The sequence below is a fragment of the Microbacterium nymphoidis genome, from assembly GCF_021044885.1.
Taxonomy (GTDB): domain Bacteria; phylum Actinomycetota; class Actinomycetes; order Actinomycetales; family Microbacteriaceae; genus Microbacterium; species Microbacterium nymphoidis.
The window spans coordinates 125,846-141,845 of the sequence record NZ_JAJNOD010000001.1 but is presented as its reverse complement, the minus strand read 5'-3'; the positions used below and the strand labels follow the sequence as shown (position 1 = coordinate 141,845).

At 67.8% G+C, this 16,000-nt stretch carries 14 protein-coding genes; 6 read left to right on the top strand and 8 right to left on the bottom strand.

The window, feature by feature from the left end:
• Positions 1-83: 83 nt before the first annotated feature.
• On the top strand, positions 84-764 hold the full coding sequence (locus LQ566_RS00670) for a class I SAM-dependent methyltransferase (RefSeq protein ID WP_231089619.1): 681 nt from the start codon (positions 84-86) through the stop codon (positions 762-764).
• Positions 765-1,184: 420 nt separating this feature from the next.
• On the opposite strand, the gene LQ566_RS00665 is transcribed toward LQ566_RS00670, so the two are convergent.
• Positions 1,185-2,282, bottom strand: coding sequence for a DUF5677 domain-containing protein (locus LQ566_RS00665; RefSeq protein WP_231089618.1), 1,098 nt, complete (start codon positions 2,280-2,282; stop codon positions 1,185-1,187).
• A gap of 122 nt (positions 2,283-2,404) precedes the next feature.
• The gene (gene ychF, locus LQ566_RS00660) at positions 2,405-3,478 is read right to left on the bottom strand and encodes a redox-regulated ATPase YchF (RefSeq protein WP_231089617.1); all 1,074 of its coding nucleotides are present in this window, start codon (positions 3,476-3,478) and stop codon (positions 2,405-2,407) included.
• Between the two features lie 104 nt (positions 3,479-3,582).
• Here ychF and LQ566_RS00655 point away from each other — a divergent pair, with 104 nt between their 5' ends.
• Positions 3,583-4,575: an ATP-binding cassette domain-containing protein gene (locus tag LQ566_RS00655; protein ID WP_231089616.1), complete on the top strand. Its 993-nt coding sequence runs from the start codon at positions 3,583-3,585 to the stop codon at positions 4,573-4,575.
• Positions 4,572-5,399, top strand: a complete 828-nt coding sequence (locus LQ566_RS00650) for an ABC transporter permease (RefSeq protein WP_231089615.1) — start codon at positions 4,572-4,574, stop codon at positions 5,397-5,399. Before LQ566_RS00655 ends, LQ566_RS00650 begins: the two co-directional genes overlap by 4 nt.
• Before the next feature lie 40 nt (positions 5,400-5,439).
• Here the strand turns inward: LQ566_RS00650 and LQ566_RS00645 are convergent, their stop codons facing one another.
• Together LQ566_RS00645 and LQ566_RS00640 are read right to left on the bottom strand one after the other, a co-directional pair.
• Positions 5,440-8,586 carry an ATP-binding protein gene (locus LQ566_RS00645; RefSeq protein WP_231089614.1) on the bottom strand — a complete coding sequence of 1,049 codons (3,147 nt, stop codon included), beginning with the start codon at positions 8,584-8,586 and terminating at the stop codon, positions 5,440-5,442.
• 359 nt (positions 8,587-8,945) lie between these two features.
• Positions 8,946-9,683 (bottom strand): class I SAM-dependent methyltransferase, encoded by a 738-nt coding sequence (locus tag LQ566_RS00640; RefSeq protein ID WP_231089613.1) that lies wholly within the window; start codon positions 9,681-9,683, stop codon positions 8,946-8,948.
• Between the two features lie 85 nt (positions 9,684-9,768).
• Here LQ566_RS00640 and LQ566_RS00635 point away from each other — a divergent pair, with 85 nt between their 5' ends.
• Complete coding sequence (locus LQ566_RS00635) at positions 9,769-10,362, top strand: 3'-5' exonuclease (protein ID WP_231089612.1); 594 nt, start codon at positions 9,769-9,771, stop codon at positions 10,360-10,362.
• 42 nt (positions 10,363-10,404) lie between these two features.
• Positions 10,405-11,763, top strand: a complete 1,359-nt coding sequence (locus LQ566_RS00630) for a DNA recombination protein RmuC (RefSeq protein ID WP_231089611.1) — start codon at positions 10,405-10,407, stop codon at positions 11,761-11,763.
• Here the strand turns inward: LQ566_RS00630 and LQ566_RS00625 are convergent.
• Both LQ566_RS00625 and glpX read right to left on the bottom strand, forming a co-directional pair.
• Positions 11,744-11,947, bottom strand: a complete 204-nt coding sequence (locus LQ566_RS00625) for a UDP-N-acetylmuramyl pentapeptide phosphotransferase (protein WP_231089610.1) — start codon at positions 11,945-11,947, stop codon at positions 11,744-11,746. The two genes, LQ566_RS00630 and LQ566_RS00625, sit on opposite strands and share 20 nt — an antisense overlap.
• A 116-nt stretch (positions 11,948-12,063) precedes the next feature.
• A complete protein-coding gene (gene glpX, locus LQ566_RS00620) occupies positions 12,064-13,050 on the bottom strand; it encodes a class II fructose-bisphosphatase (protein WP_231089609.1) in 987 nt (328 codons plus the stop codon).
• 187 nt (positions 13,051-13,237) lie between these two features.
• Here glpX and fbaA point away from each other — a divergent pair, with 187 nt between their 5' ends.
• Positions 13,238-14,266 carry a class II fructose-bisphosphate aldolase gene (gene fbaA, locus LQ566_RS00615; protein WP_231089608.1) on the top strand — a complete coding sequence of 343 codons (1,029 nt, stop codon included), beginning with the start codon at positions 13,238-13,240 and terminating at the stop codon, positions 14,264-14,266.
• A gap of 64 nt (positions 14,267-14,330) precedes the next feature.
• Here fbaA and LQ566_RS00610 read toward each other — a convergent pair whose 3' ends face one another.
• Positions 14,331-14,900: a DUF6264 family protein gene (locus LQ566_RS00610; protein WP_231089607.1), complete on the bottom strand. Its 570-nt coding sequence runs from the start codon at positions 14,898-14,900 to the stop codon at positions 14,331-14,333.
• A complete protein-coding gene (locus LQ566_RS00605; RefSeq protein ID WP_231089606.1) occupies positions 14,897-15,958 on the bottom strand; it encodes a 4-hydroxy-3-methylbut-2-enyl diphosphate reductase in 1,062 nt (353 codons plus the stop codon). The genes LQ566_RS00610 and LQ566_RS00605 overlap by 4 nt, the downstream gene beginning before the upstream one ends.
• Positions 15,959-16,000: the final 42 nt, after the last annotated feature.

The window sequence follows — 16,000 nt, the reverse complement described above, 5'->3', positions numbered from 1 at the left end:
CCACATCCGTCCGAGCACGGGTGGCGGTATTCGACCTGGCGCCAAACAGGTTCCCCGGGGCACGTCATGCGACACTGGCGAGCATGCAGGTGAGGAATGCTCTGCGAACCGGACTGGGCGTCCGAGCCGCCGCCGCGATGCGGGCTCTGAACGACCGGCACCCCTGGAGCCACAATGACGCGTTCCACTCATGGATCGCGTCCCGGCTTCCCGCGGGGCGCGACGACGCACTGGACGTCGGTTGCGGCCGGGGTGAGCTGGTCGCGCTGCTCGGAGCGCACTTCGCTGCCGCTCACGGCATCGACGTCGACCATGACATGCGGCAGGCGAGCGCTGCTCGGTGCGCGGGTCTTCCGAACGTGACGGTGGACTCCACACCGCTGGAGCGGGTGTCCAGCGGCAAAGACCTGGTCACCATGGTCGCCGTGCTGCACCACCTCGATCTCGTTCCCGCGCTCAGGGAGGTCGACAGGATCCTGAAGCCCGGTGGGCGTTTCCTCTGCGTCGGTCTGGCCCGACCGGCCTCCGCGGCCGACCAGCTCTGGGATCTGGCCTCGATGCTCACAAACCCCGTCATCGGGTTCGTGAAGCACCCGTGGGTGGCGCAACCGACCAGCGCGGATCCGCCATTCCCCGTCAAGGATCCGGGGTACACCCTCGATCAGATCCGCAGGGCGGTGCACCAGACCATGCCGGGAGCGGTGATCCGGCGCCGCCTCGGGTTCCGTCACACGATCGAGTGGACGAAGCCGGCTTCGGCCTGACCCCGCAACGTCAATCCTCCGCAGGTCGACCCATCACGTCAGAATCGCAGCCCGAAACGCCGAGACGATGGCGGATCAGTCTCGGCGATCGTCCTCGACGGATCGGACGGGACGCTAGGAACTGGGCGAGCCGCTCAGGGCTGCGACGATGATGCGAGCGTCGACATCGATGTTGTCCGCGGCGATCATGCGCCGGCGACGCTTGCCATTGTCCTGCCGGGTGAACTCCACCCGTGTGGAGTTCAGTCCGGATGCGGGAATGATCGTCGCGCTCGTTCAGGAACACGCACGGTGGCCGAAGCGATCGTGACCGCCACCCGGGGGACGCGCACCCGTCGCTGCCGCACCGCAATCACCCCCGCGCAACCGGAATGACGAGCAGCGCGATATTGAGCAGGATAGCGCAGGCAGGGCCATCGCCTAACTCGCGGACTTCGAGTCCGCAGCAACACCCGTTGCCCTCACCTCATCCCAAAGTTTGTTCATGGTTTTGATATATCGCTCGCGCGCGTGGTGATCTTGCTCGAGTACTCGCCACATGAGCTGCTGTTCGAGGTTAAAGAGGTGAGCCTCGACTATGCCCTGGATAACTTGAGGCTTTCGCGCTGTTGAGTACTTCGCGCAGATTTCGAACAGCGCCGACACGGTCTGGCGGAAGAGCCGAGTTGAATCCGCCGCGACTGGAATGACCTGGTGTGGCGAAGCCCCCGCATGGAACTGCCCCGATGTCAGATCGACCGACCCCAGCAGACCGAAGGAGTCGGCCCCGTGCACCGCATGGTGTGCCTGAAGGACGCGGGACGCATGCTCACCGACGTTCGCGAGCTTCTGGAGGTCTCGCCAGGTCGGACGGGATGTCCCCAGACGCCGAGCAGTTACCCTCGCGGCCCAGCCGTAAAGCCCTCCATAGTCTGCGCCAAAGCGCCGCACTAGACGTTTCTTCATGATCTCGGGTGTGGGCAGGTGACCGTCCCATTCGAAGTCACGGGATTTGGCACGGTCCCCTGCGAGGACGATCCAACGATGATGTTGGTATCTCGAGGCCGTGTGCCGGTCTCCAAGTCGGATGACTCTTGCGACCACGAGGATCTCGGACAGCGTTCGCCAACGCGAAGTCGCAGCCGACGAGTATCCATGCTCAAGTAGAACGGCGATCTCTCGCATCGTCGCGATCGCGCGGGTTACAAGACCCGAGAACACGTACTGCGAACTCTCCGAGACGCCCTGCCCCCAGGTATCCGCCACAAGGTGGACCGAAGCGTGTACAAATGCACTGGCCTCGTACAGTGGAAAGGGACCAACATCCTCTCGGATTAGGGCCGGTACTGAGAGAAACTCCTTCCGCGATCGCTCGCCCAGGTCATGTAGATCTCCCTCTATCTCGTAGAGTGCGTTGTCAACGAGGTCCAGCAGGCCATCGGGATCCCGCCAGCCGCGGCCGATACGGGTCGAGAATCTTGATAGTAGCTGCAGCGCGTCATCAATGACTTCGCGAGGCTCGGCGACGTTCTGTGTCATACGGCAACTGTTGCGCAACCAGATGACAGGCGAAAGGACTATGCTCTGCGCAAATCCGTTACGGCGAGCTGAGAGTGCTTCTGCACGATCTGCGAATCTACGCGGCTCCCACAACTGGATCCTCAGACGTTGAAGCGGAACTCCACCACGTCGCCGTCCTGCATGACGTAGTCCTTGCCTTCCAGCCGCGCCTTGCCCTTCGCGCGGGCCTCCACCACGGAACCGGTGGCGACGAGGTCCTCGAAGGAGATGACCTCGGCCTTGATGAAGCCCTTTTCGAAGTCGGTGTGAATCACACCGGCAGCCTGCGGAGCCTTGGCGCCCTGCGGGATGGTCCAGGCGCGCGACTCCTTCGGACCGGCGGTCAGGTAGGTCTGCAGGCCCAGGGTCGCGAAGCCGATGCGGGCCAGCTGGTCCAGGCCCGACTCGGTCTGTCCGGTCGCCTCCAGGAGCTCCTGGGCGTCGGCGGGGTCGAGGTCGATCAGCTCGGACTCGATCTTCGCGTCCAGGAACACTGCCTGGGCGGGGGCGACGAGCGCGGACAGCTCCGCCTTCTTCTCGTCGCTGGTGAGGATCGCCTCGTCCACGTTGAACACGTAGATGTACGGCTTCGCCGTCAGCAGACCCAGCTCGCGGATCGGCGAGAGGTCGAGCCCGGAGGTCGACAGCAGCTGACCACGCTCCAGCGCGTCCTTCGCGGCGTTCGCCGCCTCGAGCACCGCGCCGTCAATCTTCTTCTGCTTGACCTCCTTCTCGTACCGAGGAAGTGCCTTCTCGATGGTCTGGAGGTCTGCGAGCATGAGCTCGGCGTTGATGGTCTCCATGTCGTTGCGGGGATTCACCTCGCCATCGACGTGGACGACGTCACCGTCCTCGAAGCCGCGCACGACCTGGGCGATGGCGTCGGCCTCGCGGATGTTCGCGAGGAACTGGTTGCCGAGTCCCTCACCCTCGCTCGCGCCGCGCACGATGCCCGCGATGTCGACGAACGACACGGTCGCCGGCAGGATGCGCTCCGAACCGAAGATCTCGGCGAGCTTGTCCAGACGGGGATCCGGCAGGTTCACCACGCCGACGTTGGGCTCGATGGTCGCGAACGGGTAGTTCGCCGCGAGCACGTTGTTGCGGGTCAGCGCGTTGAAGAGAGTGGACTTGCCGACATTGGGCAGTCCCACGATTCCGATAGTCAGGGCCACGAGACACCAGTCTACGGGGCGCACGTTCCACCCGCGTCCGCACGTGAAAGCGGCTGAAAGCGCGACGACAGTGCGGTGAAAGCGGGTCGCAGCACGATCGAGGCATGACGAATCCCACCACTGACTGGGCCCTGGAGGCCGATGGTCTCGTGAAGGTGTTCGGCACGAACCGGGCGGTCGACGGCGTCGACCTGCAGGTCCGCGCCGGCACCGTCTACGGCGTGCTCGGCCCCAACGGCGCCGGCAAGACCACCACCATCAACATGCTCGCCACCCTGTTGCGTCCCGACAGCGGCACAGGTCGCATCTTCGGACACGACGTCGTCCGCGAGCCCCACATCGTCCGCCAGCTGATCGGCGTCACGGGGCAGTTCGCCTCGGTCGACGAAACACTCTCGGCGAACGAGAACCTCATGATCTTCTCCCGGCTGCTCGGGCTGAGCCGCACCGAAGCCCGCACCAAAGCCGCGGATCTGCTCGACCGTTTCGGGCTGACGGAGGCAGCGCGCCGACCACTCAAGGACTTCTCCGGCGGCATGCGGCGACGACTCGACCTCGCCGCCTCCCTCATCGCCCAGCCGCCGCTGATCTTCCTGGACGAACCCACCACCGGCCTGGACCCCCGCACGCGCGGCCAGATGTGGGACACCATCCGCGAACTCGTGCGGACGGGCTCCACCGTGCTGCTGACCACGCAGTACCTGGACGAAGCCGATCAGCTGGCTGACCGCATCGCGGTGATCGACCGTGGCCGCGTGGTCGCGGAGGGCACCGCCGACGAGCTGAAGGCGTCGGTCGGCACGTCTTCGTTGCAGCTTCGTGTCCGCGACAGCGCTGACACCGAGGACGCCCTCCGGATCATCGAGCGTGCCCTGGGCGTTCGCGGTGCCCTCTCCCCCGAGGCTTCGCGCATCACCGCCCCGATGGCGGATGCCGACCGCATCGCGGACCTGCTGATCACGCTGCGGGAGGCGGGAATTCACCTCGCCGAGATGAGCGTGCAGAAGCCGACGCTCGACGAGGTCTTCCTCACCATCACCGGTCATCCCGCGGAGGACACCGAGTCCGCCGCCACACGTGAAGAGGTTCCCGCATGAGCACTCTCATCGCCTCCACCCCGATCGTCCCTGCCTCCCAGCGCACCCTGAAAAGCAGGGCGGGCCTCGGCCTGGCGCTGCGCAACACGCTGACGATGGCGGGGCGTGGCCTCATCAAAATCCGCCGCACGCCCGAACAACTCATGGACGTCACGCTGCAGCCGATCCTGTTCACGCTGATGTTCACGTACATCTTCGGCGGCGCGATCTCCGGCGACGTGGCGTCGTACCTGCCGGTCATCATTCCGGGCATCCTGGTGCAGACCGTCATCACGACATCCGTCGTGACGGGCGTCCAGCTGCGCGAGGACATGGACAAGGGCGTGTTCGACCGATTCCGCTCACTGCCGATCGCCCGCATCGCCCCGCTGTCGGGGGCGCTGCTGGCCGACACGGTCCGGTACGCGATCGCCACCACGCTCACGTTCACGATGGGCTACATCATGGGCTTTCGCCCGGCAGGCGGTCTGCTCGCGGTGGTCGCCGCCGGCGTGCTGGTGATCGTGTGCTCGTGGGCGATGAGCTGGATCTTCGCATTCTTCGGCGTGATCGCCCGTACTGCCTCGAGCGTCCAGGGCATCTCGATGATCATCCTGTTCCCGCTCACGTTCCTCTCGAACGCCTTCGTCCCCGTCGGCACGATGCCGACCTGGCTGCAGTGGTTCGTGAACATCAACCCTGTCTCGCACCTGGTGACGGCTGTTCGAGACCTCACCAACACGGGCACCTTCGGCGGCGATGCCTGGATCTCACTGCTGGGCGCTGCTGTGATCGTCGCGATTTTCGCACCGCTCACCGTGCGCGCGTACATGCGCAAGGCCTGATCGTGTGAGAGGGCACCGACGCATGGTGCCCTCTCACACGTCAGCGTGCGTATCCGAGAACTGCCAGACCGTGTTCGACTCTCTCCTGTGGACTCAGCAGCCGCGAGCGCTCCCGCGCCGCCGCCACGACCTCCGCACCGGCATACGCCCTCGCATCCGCCAGATGTGCGGCGAGGTTCAACGTGGGCATGTTCTGCCGACCGCCGAGGACCTCCGCCAGCGCGATCGCTTCCACTCCCCGGGCGCGCAGTGACGCGTCCCGGAGCGCCCATGCCGACCAGCCGAGAAGTGCGGTGCCGAGCACGGGGCGATCAACGCCCTCGCGTCGCTGCCGGCAGACGGCGATCGTGCGGGTGCGAAGTCGCCGCTCCCAGATCGCGACGTCCTCCCGGGGCAGATCCAGCGAGCGCAAGGCAGCACTGAGATAGCCGGACAGGGCCATCAGGAACCACGGCGAGCGGCGCGTCTCCGGCAGTGCGAAGGACGCCAGGGCGCGATCGAACGAGGCCGTCGCGGAGACGAGATCTCCGTCCAGCAGATCGGCTTCCGCGAGCCCGTACGCGCCGATCGAGGTGAGCTCGAGGCCGTCCTGGCTGAGCCCTCCCTCATCGATCAGGTGCTGGAACAGCTGACGCGCGTCGTCGGCCTGACCGAGGCAGAGCAGCGCTCCGCCGCGTACCCATTCCTGATGGTTCAGCTGGTCCTGAGCGTCGAATTCACGGAACACTTCGGCCGCACGGCCGAGCCAGACCATGGCTTCCGTCGCCTCTGCTGACTGCGCGGCGAGCTGTGCGGCGAGATCCGCCGCCATACCCTCGGCCCACCGCTCCCCCAGAGCCCGGGCGCGCTCCCAGCCGCTGCGGGCAGCGATCATCGCTTCCTCGGGCTGGCCGTCGTTCTCCGCGGCATGGGAGCGCAGCAGGTCGGCCACGAGCTGGACGGCCGGCGGCTCGCCGGATCCCACGAGCTCGGGCAGGCCGGGACCGCCACCACGACCGGAGGCGAGCAAGGCGCGCACGACAAGCCGCCACGCCGGCGAGAGCCCGTCCCCGATGCTGCGCTCTCGAGCACGCACGACGGCCAGAGCGCGCACAGCGCCGGAGTCTCCCGCGATCATGCACCCGAGCGCGGCCATCGCGAGTGCGATCACGGACAGGTCCTGAGCGGCGTCCGCCCGCTCCGCTGCTGCAGCCATCGCGGGCGCATATCCCAGGAACTCCGTGAACGATCCGCGGATGAACCAGGATTGCGCGAGCACGGCGAACAGCGCGACGGCCTCGTCGTCGCGCGATGCGTCGATGAGATGGCGGAGAACATGCACGAGGTTGTCGTGTTCCTCCGTGACGGCACGGTGGCCGTCTGCCGTCAGCCCCGAGGGGAAGATCTGGGCAGGAGCACCGTGCTGGGCCGCGAAGGCCAGCGCCCAGGCGATGACCGCTTCCCAGGCCTCGTCCACACAGGAGGCCTCCTCCAGCCGGTCGTGACCGAACTCGCGAACCGTCTCGAGCATGCGGAAGCGGAACATGCCGGAATCCGCGTCCTCCACGACGGTGAGCAGCGATTGAGACGCGAGCGCATCGAGCAGATCGTCCGCGAACGCAAGCCCGAGGACCGCAGCCGCGGCCTCGGCGGAGAACCCTCCGGGAAGCACCGAGAGTCTCGCCAGGGCCTCCCGCGCGTCGACCGGAAGCAGCTCCCAGCTCCACTCGATCACGGCCTGCAGGGTGCGGTGCCGCTCCGGCGCCGAACGGTCGCCGGTCGTCAGAAGCGCGAAGCGGTCCTCGAGTCGCTCCTCGATCTGCGCCAGCGACATGGTGCGCACCCGCGCCGCCGCAAGCTCGATCGCCAACGGCAGACCATCCAGCCGCGCGCACAGCCGTGCGACGGCGTCCAGCGCGAGGGCCGCACCGGGGCGCGCGGATCGTGCGCGTTGCACGAACAGCCGCACCGCCGGCGCGTCTTCCACGGCGTTGACCTGCAGCGGCTCCAGTGCGAGCACGCTCTCGGCGGCGATGGCCAGCGGCGACCGGCTCGTGGCCAGGATCCGCAGTGCGGGAGCGGCAGCAAGAAGTTCGGCGGCCCATCGTGCAGCCCCGTCGACGACCTGCTCGCAGTTGTCGAGGACGAGGAGGGTCGTCCGGTCGCCGAGGGCACCGATGATGCGCTGAGCGAGGTCGGGGCGCGGCAGCGGCTCGGCGAGTCGACGATGCGCCGCCGTTTCGCTGATGCCGAGAGCGGCCGCAATGGCAAGGGGAACGCCCTCATCGGCGCGAACGCCCGCGAGTGGCACGACGATGACCACGGGCGCGTCCGATTCCGCGGCGAGCGCCTGTGCGAAGCGGGTCTTGCCGAGTCCGCCCGCACCGAGCACCGTCACCAGCCGCGATGTGCGAAGCAGCGCCCGCGCACGGACGAGCTCGTTGCCACGCCCGATCAGTTCGTTCGGTGCCGCGCGAAGCCCCACCCGCACGCGCGGTCCGCGATCCTCCGTTCGCAGCAGGCGAGCGTTGAGCTCCGTAATCGCGGCACCAGCGGTCGTGCCGAGCGCTTCCCGGAGTTCTGCACGGAACCGGGCGAACACGTCCAGTGACTCGGCGGTGCGCCCGTCGTCCGCGAGAGCCTGCATGAGGGCGATGTGGGCCGGCTCGTCGAACGGGCGCCGTTCGACCAGCTCACGGAGGGTGTCGGCGGCGGCACCGGACTGCCCGGCCGTCGCCTGCGCGGCGGCGAGCGCTCGGAGTACGTCGTCGCGCAGGTCCGCGGCAACGGCGGTGAACGTGTCTGCGAGCGAGCTGTCACCGAGATCCGCCGCGAGACCTTCCCGCCATAACGCTGCCGCGGCGCGGAGCGCGGCAGCGGCGCCCGCAGGATCGGCCGGGGGCTGAGCCAGAATCCGACGAACGTCATCGAGGTCGCAGCTCACGGCCCCCAGCGCGTATCCGCCCGGCGCCCGCGTCACGATGTCGGCGCCTCCGAGGGCGCGAAGCCGGGAGATCAGAGTCTGCAACGCAGCGCGCGGATTCAGCGGTTGCACATCCCCCCACACATCTTCGGCGAGGGACGAGACGCTTCGCGTCACCCCGGGCCCCGCGAGCGCCAGCGACACCAGCAGGCAACGCATGGGATGGCCGGTGATGTCGGCGCACTCCAGGCGCACGGGGCCGAGGACCTCCAGACGCGCCGTCATACGCGAGGGTGTGAACGCGCGACGCGGCGGCGCGATGAGAGTCCCCTGCGCTGCCCACTGGTCATGCCGATCAGTCTAGGCGCGGCCGCCGAGACCGCGCAGCGCGCTCATGCTCGGCCCGACTCGGTGAGCCGCCGCCTTCGGCTCGATCGCTCAGCCACGAGGCGAATCGGTGAACTCCTGATCGTCGATGCGTCGATCCAGCACGAACGCGAGCCCGAGACCGGCAAGACCGGCGATGACGATTCCCACCACGATGACGACCATGTCCGTTTCCCCCTCACCGACCCGGATATCGGGTCTTGTCAGGAGATGTCCGCACAGGGCCTGATCGTCTCAGCCGCGGCGCGGCACGGATGTCATACGGCGCGGAAGGCCGTGGTCACATACGGCAGTTCGACGGCGTCGTTCCCCACGGCTCCCACCTCGTCAAACAGTTCCTCTAGCCCGGCCTCGATGCGTGCGCGTTCCTCCGGTCCGGCCGTGATCACGTAACTGCGCGAGCGCGCCATGGCCAGCAGGTCGTTGCGGGTCATCGCCCGCGACCACTCCCACGATCTCGATTCGACGTCGGTGAACGGCGCCGCCACGTGCGGACCGCCGGAGGCGATCATCTCCTCGGCGTTCGAGTTGTGCATGATCTCACTCATCCGGGCGACCCATTCACTGCGGGCATCGCGGATGTTCCAGATCAGCCCCAGCACTCCGCCGGGGCGCAGCACGCGACCGATCTCACGAGATCCCGCGACCGGATCGACCCAATGCCAGGCCTGACCGAGCACGACGGCATCGGCGCTGTCATCCCGCAGTGGCAGGCTCTCCGCCGTGCCTTCGAGCACGGGAACATCGGGGAGCACGCCGTGCAGCGCCGCGAGCATCAGCGGATCGGGGTCGACCGCCGTCACGGATGCCGGCCTGGTGGCCAGCACGGCGCGCGTCAGCTTGCCGGTGCCGGCTCCCACATCGACCACGCGCGGATTCGGCCCGGCGGGCTCGAGCATCCATGCGACCGCCTCGACCGGATACTCGGGCCGGCCGGCCTGGTACAGCTCGGCCGCAACGCCGAAAGATCGAGACATGTCGTCGTGGCTCACCATGCTTCGACCCTACGACGCGCAGTCGGGCCACGGTGTGCCCGGCGCGCCTGACCACGCCACCCACGATCGGCGAGAGGGTGGAGGGGTGCCTGTGGACTTCACCGCGATCGACTTCGAGACCGCGAACTCGTCGACGGCATCCGCGTGTGCAGTGGGCCTCGCCCGCGTTCGTGATGGCGTCGTGGTCGCGACAGACGGCTGGCTGATGCGGCCGCCACCGGGGCACGAGGAGTTCCATCCGCGCAACGTCGAGATCCACGGCATCACCCCGGCAGATGTCGCGTCGGCCCCGGGATGGTCCGACCAGCTCGGCCGGCTACGCGACTTCCTGGGCGACGACGTCCTCGTCGCGCACAACGCCGGCTTCGACATGAGTGTCATGCGGCGCGCGTGCGCTGCGACCGGCGACGAACTCGCTCCCTACCGCTACATGTGCAGTGTGCAGCTCTCGCGCAGCACCTATGTGCTGCCTTCGCACAGCCTGCAGTACGCCGCCGCGGCTGCGGGATTCCTCGAATTCCAGCATCACGATGCATCGGCAGACGCGCTCGCCTGTGCGCACATCGTCATCGACGCGGCCCGCCGTGCGCGGGCCACGGACCTCGATGCTCTCAGCATGGCCACCGGTGTGCGGATATCGCGCATCCCGGACGAGGCCGCCGTCAGCGTACTGGTCTGACGCTCCCGGATGAATGTCCGACCCCCGGGGCACACTGGGGGCATGGACGCAATCTGGATCGCACTGGCCTGCATGATCAGCCTGCTGGCCGGCCTCGCCGTCGGCTGGCGCGTGCGCGGTGGCGGCGATACAGGCGACGCGGCACTGCGGGCTCGGCTGGCCGCGAGCGAATCGACGGTCGCCGCGCTCCGCGATCAGCTCATTCGTGAGGAGCGGATGGCCGCTGAGGCGCAGCAACGTCTGCGAGAAGAGGTGAGCGCGCAGCGCGAGCGAGAGCGACAGGACGCCGCGGTGCTCACGGCGCTCTCCCCCGTCCAGGAGACCCTTCAGCTCATGCATCGCAGTGTCACCGCTCTGGAACGCGACAGGCATGCCCAGTTCGGCGCTCTCGCGGAGCAGCTGCGCCGCGCTCAGGAGACAGACGAGTCCCTCCGACACGCCACCGAGTCCCTCACCGGAGCGCTGCGCTCCACGACGACACGGGGCACCTGGGGCGAGACTCAGCTGCGGCGCATCGTGGAAGCAGCGGGGCTCACGCGCCACGTCGACTTCGACCTCCAGGTGAGCATCACCACCGATGACGGCCGCACCGGTCGTCCGGACATGCTCGTGCGGCTGCCCGGCGACAAGGCTCTGGCCGTCGACGCCAAGGCGCCCCTGGACGCGTTCCTGCGCGCCACAGCGCTCGACGACTCGGACCAGGCAGCGGCCATGATCCAGCACGCGAAGGCAGTGCGCTCACACGTGGATGCTCTGGCGAAGCGTGCCTACTGGGAGGGGCTGGCCGCCAGTCCCGAACTGGTGATCTGCTTCCTCCCCAGCGAAGCGATGCTGTCAGCGGCGCTCGATGCCGACCCTGCTCTGCTCGATCACGCGTTCGCACAGCGCGTGGCTCTCGCCTCCCCCGTCAGCCTGTGGTCGGTGCTCAAGACCGTCGCCTACACCTGGACCCAGCAGGACGTCTCCGAACAAGCGCACGAGCTCGTGGCGCTGGGTAACCAGCTCTACGACCGGCTCGGCACCCTCGCGCAGCACACCGATGATCTGCGCGGCGCACTGGAGCGAGCCGTCGGGGCGTACAACCGGTTCGCCGGCTCGCTCGAGAGCCGCGTCCTCGTCACGGCTCGCCGATTCCCGGGCATCGATCCGGGGAAGGTCTCGGGTCTCGGGGCGCCGGCCGAAATCCAGTCGGCGCCTCGGCGCATCCTGGCGGCCGAGTTCGTCGCCGACGATGCCGCCCGGCCGGCATCGAGCGGCGCGGTCTGGTCCGGGAACACCGACGGCGATGCGGCGGGGGCGATCTCCAGTCAGACGTCAGCAGCGCCCGCGACCGATCAGGTCACGAGCGCTGACATCGGTGCGCTGCGCGCACGTCTGGAGGTCACGCACCCCCGGGAATGAAACGCATGAGGCCCACGACGACGAGGCTGACGACGACGAAGGCGCCGACGGGAATCCACGAGCTCATCGCCTGACCGGGCGCGCGGCGGACGCGGAAGAACACGTCTGCGCGGCGCGCTGGGTCGGATGCGTTGGCGATGACGGCGTGTGCGCCCGTCCGGGGATTCGTCGTGTCGGTGGTCATATCGTCCGCCTCGATCTCGTGTCGGTGAGGACAGACGCCCCCACACCGCGTCCCATTCTCGCACCGACCCGAGCGAGATACAGGGCGGACGCGGTCACGAAATGGTCACCGTGCCGTCACAGCCACTTCGACGCGAGGTGCTCGGAGGTGATGCGGCGGAGCGTCCCGGAGGCGCTGCGCAGCACGACGGACTCGGTGTAGATGTACCCACCCTCGCGGCGGACACCCGACACCAGCTGGCCATCCGTGACTCCCGTGGCCACGAAGATCGTGTTGTTGCTCGTCACCAGCTCGTCCGCCTCATAGACGTAGTCGAACTTCAGTCCGGCATCCAGCCCACGCTGCTTCTCGTCATCCGTCTGCGGCCAGAGACGTCCCTGAATGTGGCCGCCGAGCGCCTTGATGGCGCACGCCGTGACGATGCCTTCGGGGCTCCCACCGATGCCCACGCACATGTCGGTGCGAGCATTGTGGCGCGCGGCATTGATGCCACCCGCCACATCGCCGTCGCTCATCAGACGGGTGCCTGCACCCGCGGCCCGGATCTCCTCGATGAGCTGCTCGTGACGCGGGCGGTGCAGCACCGACACCACGATCTCGTCGACGGGCTTGCCCAGTGCCTTCGCCAGCAGGCGGATGTTCTCGCCGATGGGAAGCCGGATGTCCACCACTCCGACGCCGGCGGGGCCGGTGACGAGCTTGTCCATGTAAAAGACGCTCGATGCATCCAGCATCGTCCCGCGATCCGCCACGGCGATCACAGACAGCGCGTTGTTGCGGCCCGCCGCCGTCAGTGACGTGCCATCGATGGGGTCCACCGCCACATCGCACTGCGGGCCGCGACCGGCACCCACGGCCTCCCCGTTGAAGAGCATCGGGGCGTGATCCTTCTCGCCTTCGCCGATGACGATCCGCCCGTCGAAGTTCACGGTGCGAAGGAAAGCACGCATCGCGTCCACGGCCGCGCCGTCGGCAAGCTCCTTCTGCCCACGGCCGATGAACGGGACCGCGCGAATCGACGCAGCCTCCGTGGCTCGCACCAGTTCCAGCGCCAGGTTGCGGTCGGGGTGCAGAGGGCTCATGTCGTCAGTCAGGCTCACCATGGGGCCAGCATGGCACTCGCCGAGTCAGGATTTATGGAATTCCGCGCCTTTGCCAGCGAAGGATTTCACCTATTTACGATTTCCATCAGGAACGTCACGCTTTCGCCCGTGACGGGGGCGAAAGCGGGCTTCCCTCGCGTTTCGGTAGAGTGGCATCGACCTCGTGATCTTCATCAAAGGAGCACCCATGCCCGTCGTCACCCCGGATCAGTACGTCGACATGCTCGCCCGCGCGAAGGCCGGTGCCTTCGCCTACCCGGCGTTCAACGTGTCGAGCTCGCAGACCATCAACTCGGTGCTCCAGGGCCTGACGGAGGCCGGCTCGGACGGCATCCTGCAGGTCACCACGGGAGGCGCGGACTACTTCGCCGGACACACCGTGAAGGCGCGCGCCACGGGCGCGCTCGCCATGGCCCGCTACGTGACCGAGGTCGCGAAGAACTACCCGATCAACGTCGCCGTCCACACCGACCACTGCCCGAAGGACGCGCTCCCCTCCTTCCTGCTGCCGCTTCTCGAGGCCAGCGAAGAGCAGGTCAAGGCCGGCGGGCAGCCCATCTTCCAGTCGCACATGTGGGACGGCTCGGCCGTGCCGCTGGCGGAGAACATCGAGATCGCCCGCGAGCTGCTGCCGCGCATGAAGGCGATCAACGCCATCCTCGAGGTCGAGATCGGCGTGGTCGGCGGCGAGGAGGACGGCGTCCAGCACGAGGGCTCCAACGACGCTCTGTACACCACCGTCGGCGACGTCAGCCAGGCCGTCGAGGCCCTGGGTCTCGGCGAGCAGGGTCGCTGGATCGCCGCGCTCACCTTCGGCAACGTGCACGGCGTCTACAAGCCCGGCAACGTGAAGCTGCGCCCCGAGCTGCTGGGCGAGATTCAGGCCGGCATCGCTGAGAAGTTCGGAACCGGCGCCAAGCCGCTCGACCTCGTCTTCCACGGAGGCTCCGGCTCCACCGACGAGGAGATCGCCACCGCCGTCAAGAACGGCGTGGTGAAGATGAACATCGACACGGACACGCAGTACGCGTTCACCCGCGCCATCGCGGACTACATGTTCAAGAACTACGACGGCGTCCTGAAGGTCGACGGCGAGGTGGGCAACAAGAAGCTGTACGACCCGCGCGCCTGGGGCAAGGTCGCCGAGACGGCTATGGCCGCTCGCGTCATCGAGGCCACCAAGCAGCTCGGCTCGTTCGGCAAGTCGCAGGGCTGACCGACGAGATGACGATGGCGCGTCCCCTCGGGGGCGCGCCATCGTCGTCTTCTCAGATCCGACGTCAGGGCGTCGGTGTCTCGAGCCCCTTCATCGCGAGGTCCAGATAGATCTGGAACGCGGGGTCGCCCATGAGGGTCGTGGTCTGCACGATCACCACGACCAGCCAGGCGGCGGCCCATCCCACGAGCGGAATCCACCAGCTGCGCTTCTGCGCCCGCAGGCGGCGAAGGGACAGCCACACGGTCGCGATGTAGCCCACGATGAGTACGGCCGCCATGATGTACCCGGGCGCATCGCTGCGGGCGACGTCGGCCTGCTCACGCGTGAGGCCGAGCATCATCAGCGCCTCGGTCATGGTCGCCGAGTAAGACATCAGCGCCACCGAGCTCATCAGCACGTGCATGGCACCGAGCGCAAGCATGACGATCGTGACCAGGCGGTCGGTGGGAGCCACGTTCGGTCCCGGCACGGTGGCCGCGGGCGCATCTCCGGGACGCTCCTGCGGCCAGGAGAATTCGGCCGGGTCGGGGTGCGCGGTCTGCGGCAGGGGCTGACGGATGTGCGCGCGCTGCTCTTCCGGCGACGCATACTCGCCGTACTGCGGGCGCGGGCGCGAATCGGGCTCGCTCATGCTCGGGTACGCCCTCCGCGGGCTCGCTCGTCGGTGCGCCCGGAGGCGTCCTGGCGCAGCTCCTTCGGAAGCGAGAACATCAGGTCCTCCTCTGCGGTGCGGACTTCCTCCACGTCGCCGTACCCGGCTCCGGCGAGCTCGGCCAGCACCTCCTGCACCAGTACCTCCGGCACCGACGCGCCGCTGGTGACGCCGACCGTGCGAACGCCCTCCAGCCACTCCTGCTTGACCTCGTCCACGTAATCCACGCGGTACGCCGCCTTGGCGCCGTACTCCAGGGCGACCTCCACGAGGCGAACGCTGTTGGAGGAGTTGGCCGACCCCACGACGATCACGAGGTCGGCATCCTTGGCCACCTTCTTGATGGCCACCTGGCGGTTCTGGGTGGCGTAGCAGATGTCGTCCGACGGCGGATTGTGCATCTCGGGGAAGCGCTCGCGCAGCTTCTCGACGGTCAGCATCGTCTCGTCCACCGACAGCGTCGTCTGCGAGAGCCACACCACCCGCGACGGATCCTTGACCTGGACGGTCTCCGCCTCGGCGGGGCTGTTGACGATGGTCACATGATCGGGTGCCTCGCCTGCCGTTCCCTCGACTTCCTCGTGACCGGTGTGCCCGATCAGCAGGATCTCGAAGTCGTCGCGCGCGAACCGCACCGCCTCACGGTGGACCTTGGTCACCAGTGGGCAGGTCGCATCGATCGCCTGGAGCCCACGGTCCGCGGCTGCCTGCACCACCGCAGGCGAGACGCCGTGCGCGCTGAAGACCACGTGGGCACCTTCGGGGACCTCGTCGACCTCCTCGACGAAGATCGCTCCCTGCTTCTCGAGTTCCGTCACCACGTGGATGTTGTGCACGATCTGCTTACGCACGTACACGGGGGCGCCGTAGCGCTCCAGGGCCTTCTCCACAGCCACGACCGCGCGATCGACTCCTGCACAGTAACCGCGCGGCGCCGCGAGCAGCACCCGCTTGTGTCCGTCGACGGGGATATTCTGAAGGCGTCCGCGACGGCCGGGAATCCGGGGAACGGGAAGGTGGACGGCAGGGGAACTCACCCTTCGAGTCTAGGGTGATCGGCCTGTGACGGCGCCGAACGA

Coding starts and splice junctions, on each gene's coding strand:
- LQ566_RS00655 (WP_231089616.1), top strand. CDS start 3,583: ATGACGAATCCCACCACTGACTGGGCCCTGGAGGCCGATGGTCTCGTG.
- LQ566_RS00665 (WP_231089618.1), bottom strand. CDS start 2,282: ATGACACAGAACGTCGCCGAGCCTCGCGAAGTCATTGATGACGCGCTG.
- LQ566_RS00625 (WP_231089610.1), bottom strand. CDS start 11,947: ATGACCACCGACACGACGAATCCCCGGACGGGCGCACACGCCGTCATC.
- LQ566_RS00650 (WP_231089615.1), top strand. CDS start 4,572: ATGAGCACTCTCATCGCCTCCACCCCGATCGTCCCTGCCTCCCAGCGC.
- glpX (WP_231089609.1), bottom strand. CDS start 13,050: ATGGTGAGCCTGACTGACGACATGAGCCCTCTGCACCCCGACCGCAAC.
- LQ566_RS00610 (WP_231089607.1), bottom strand. CDS start 14,900: ATGAGCGAGCCCGATTCGCGCCCGCGCCCGCAGTACGGCGAGTATGCG.
- LQ566_RS00630 (WP_231089611.1), top strand. CDS start 10,405: ATGGACGCAATCTGGATCGCACTGGCCTGCATGATCAGCCTGCTGGCC.
- fbaA (WP_231089608.1), top strand. CDS start 13,238: ATGCCCGTCGTCACCCCGGATCAGTACGTCGACATGCTCGCCCGCGCG.
- LQ566_RS00645 (WP_231089614.1), bottom strand. CDS start 8,586: ATGACGGCGCGTCTGGAGGTCCTCGGCCCCGTGCGCCTGGAGTGCGCC.
- LQ566_RS00670 (WP_231089619.1), top strand. CDS start 84: ATGCAGGTGAGGAATGCTCTGCGAACCGGACTGGGCGTCCGAGCCGCC.
- LQ566_RS00640 (WP_231089613.1), bottom strand. CDS start 9,683: ATGGTGAGCCACGACGACATGTCTCGATCTTTCGGCGTTGCGGCCGAG.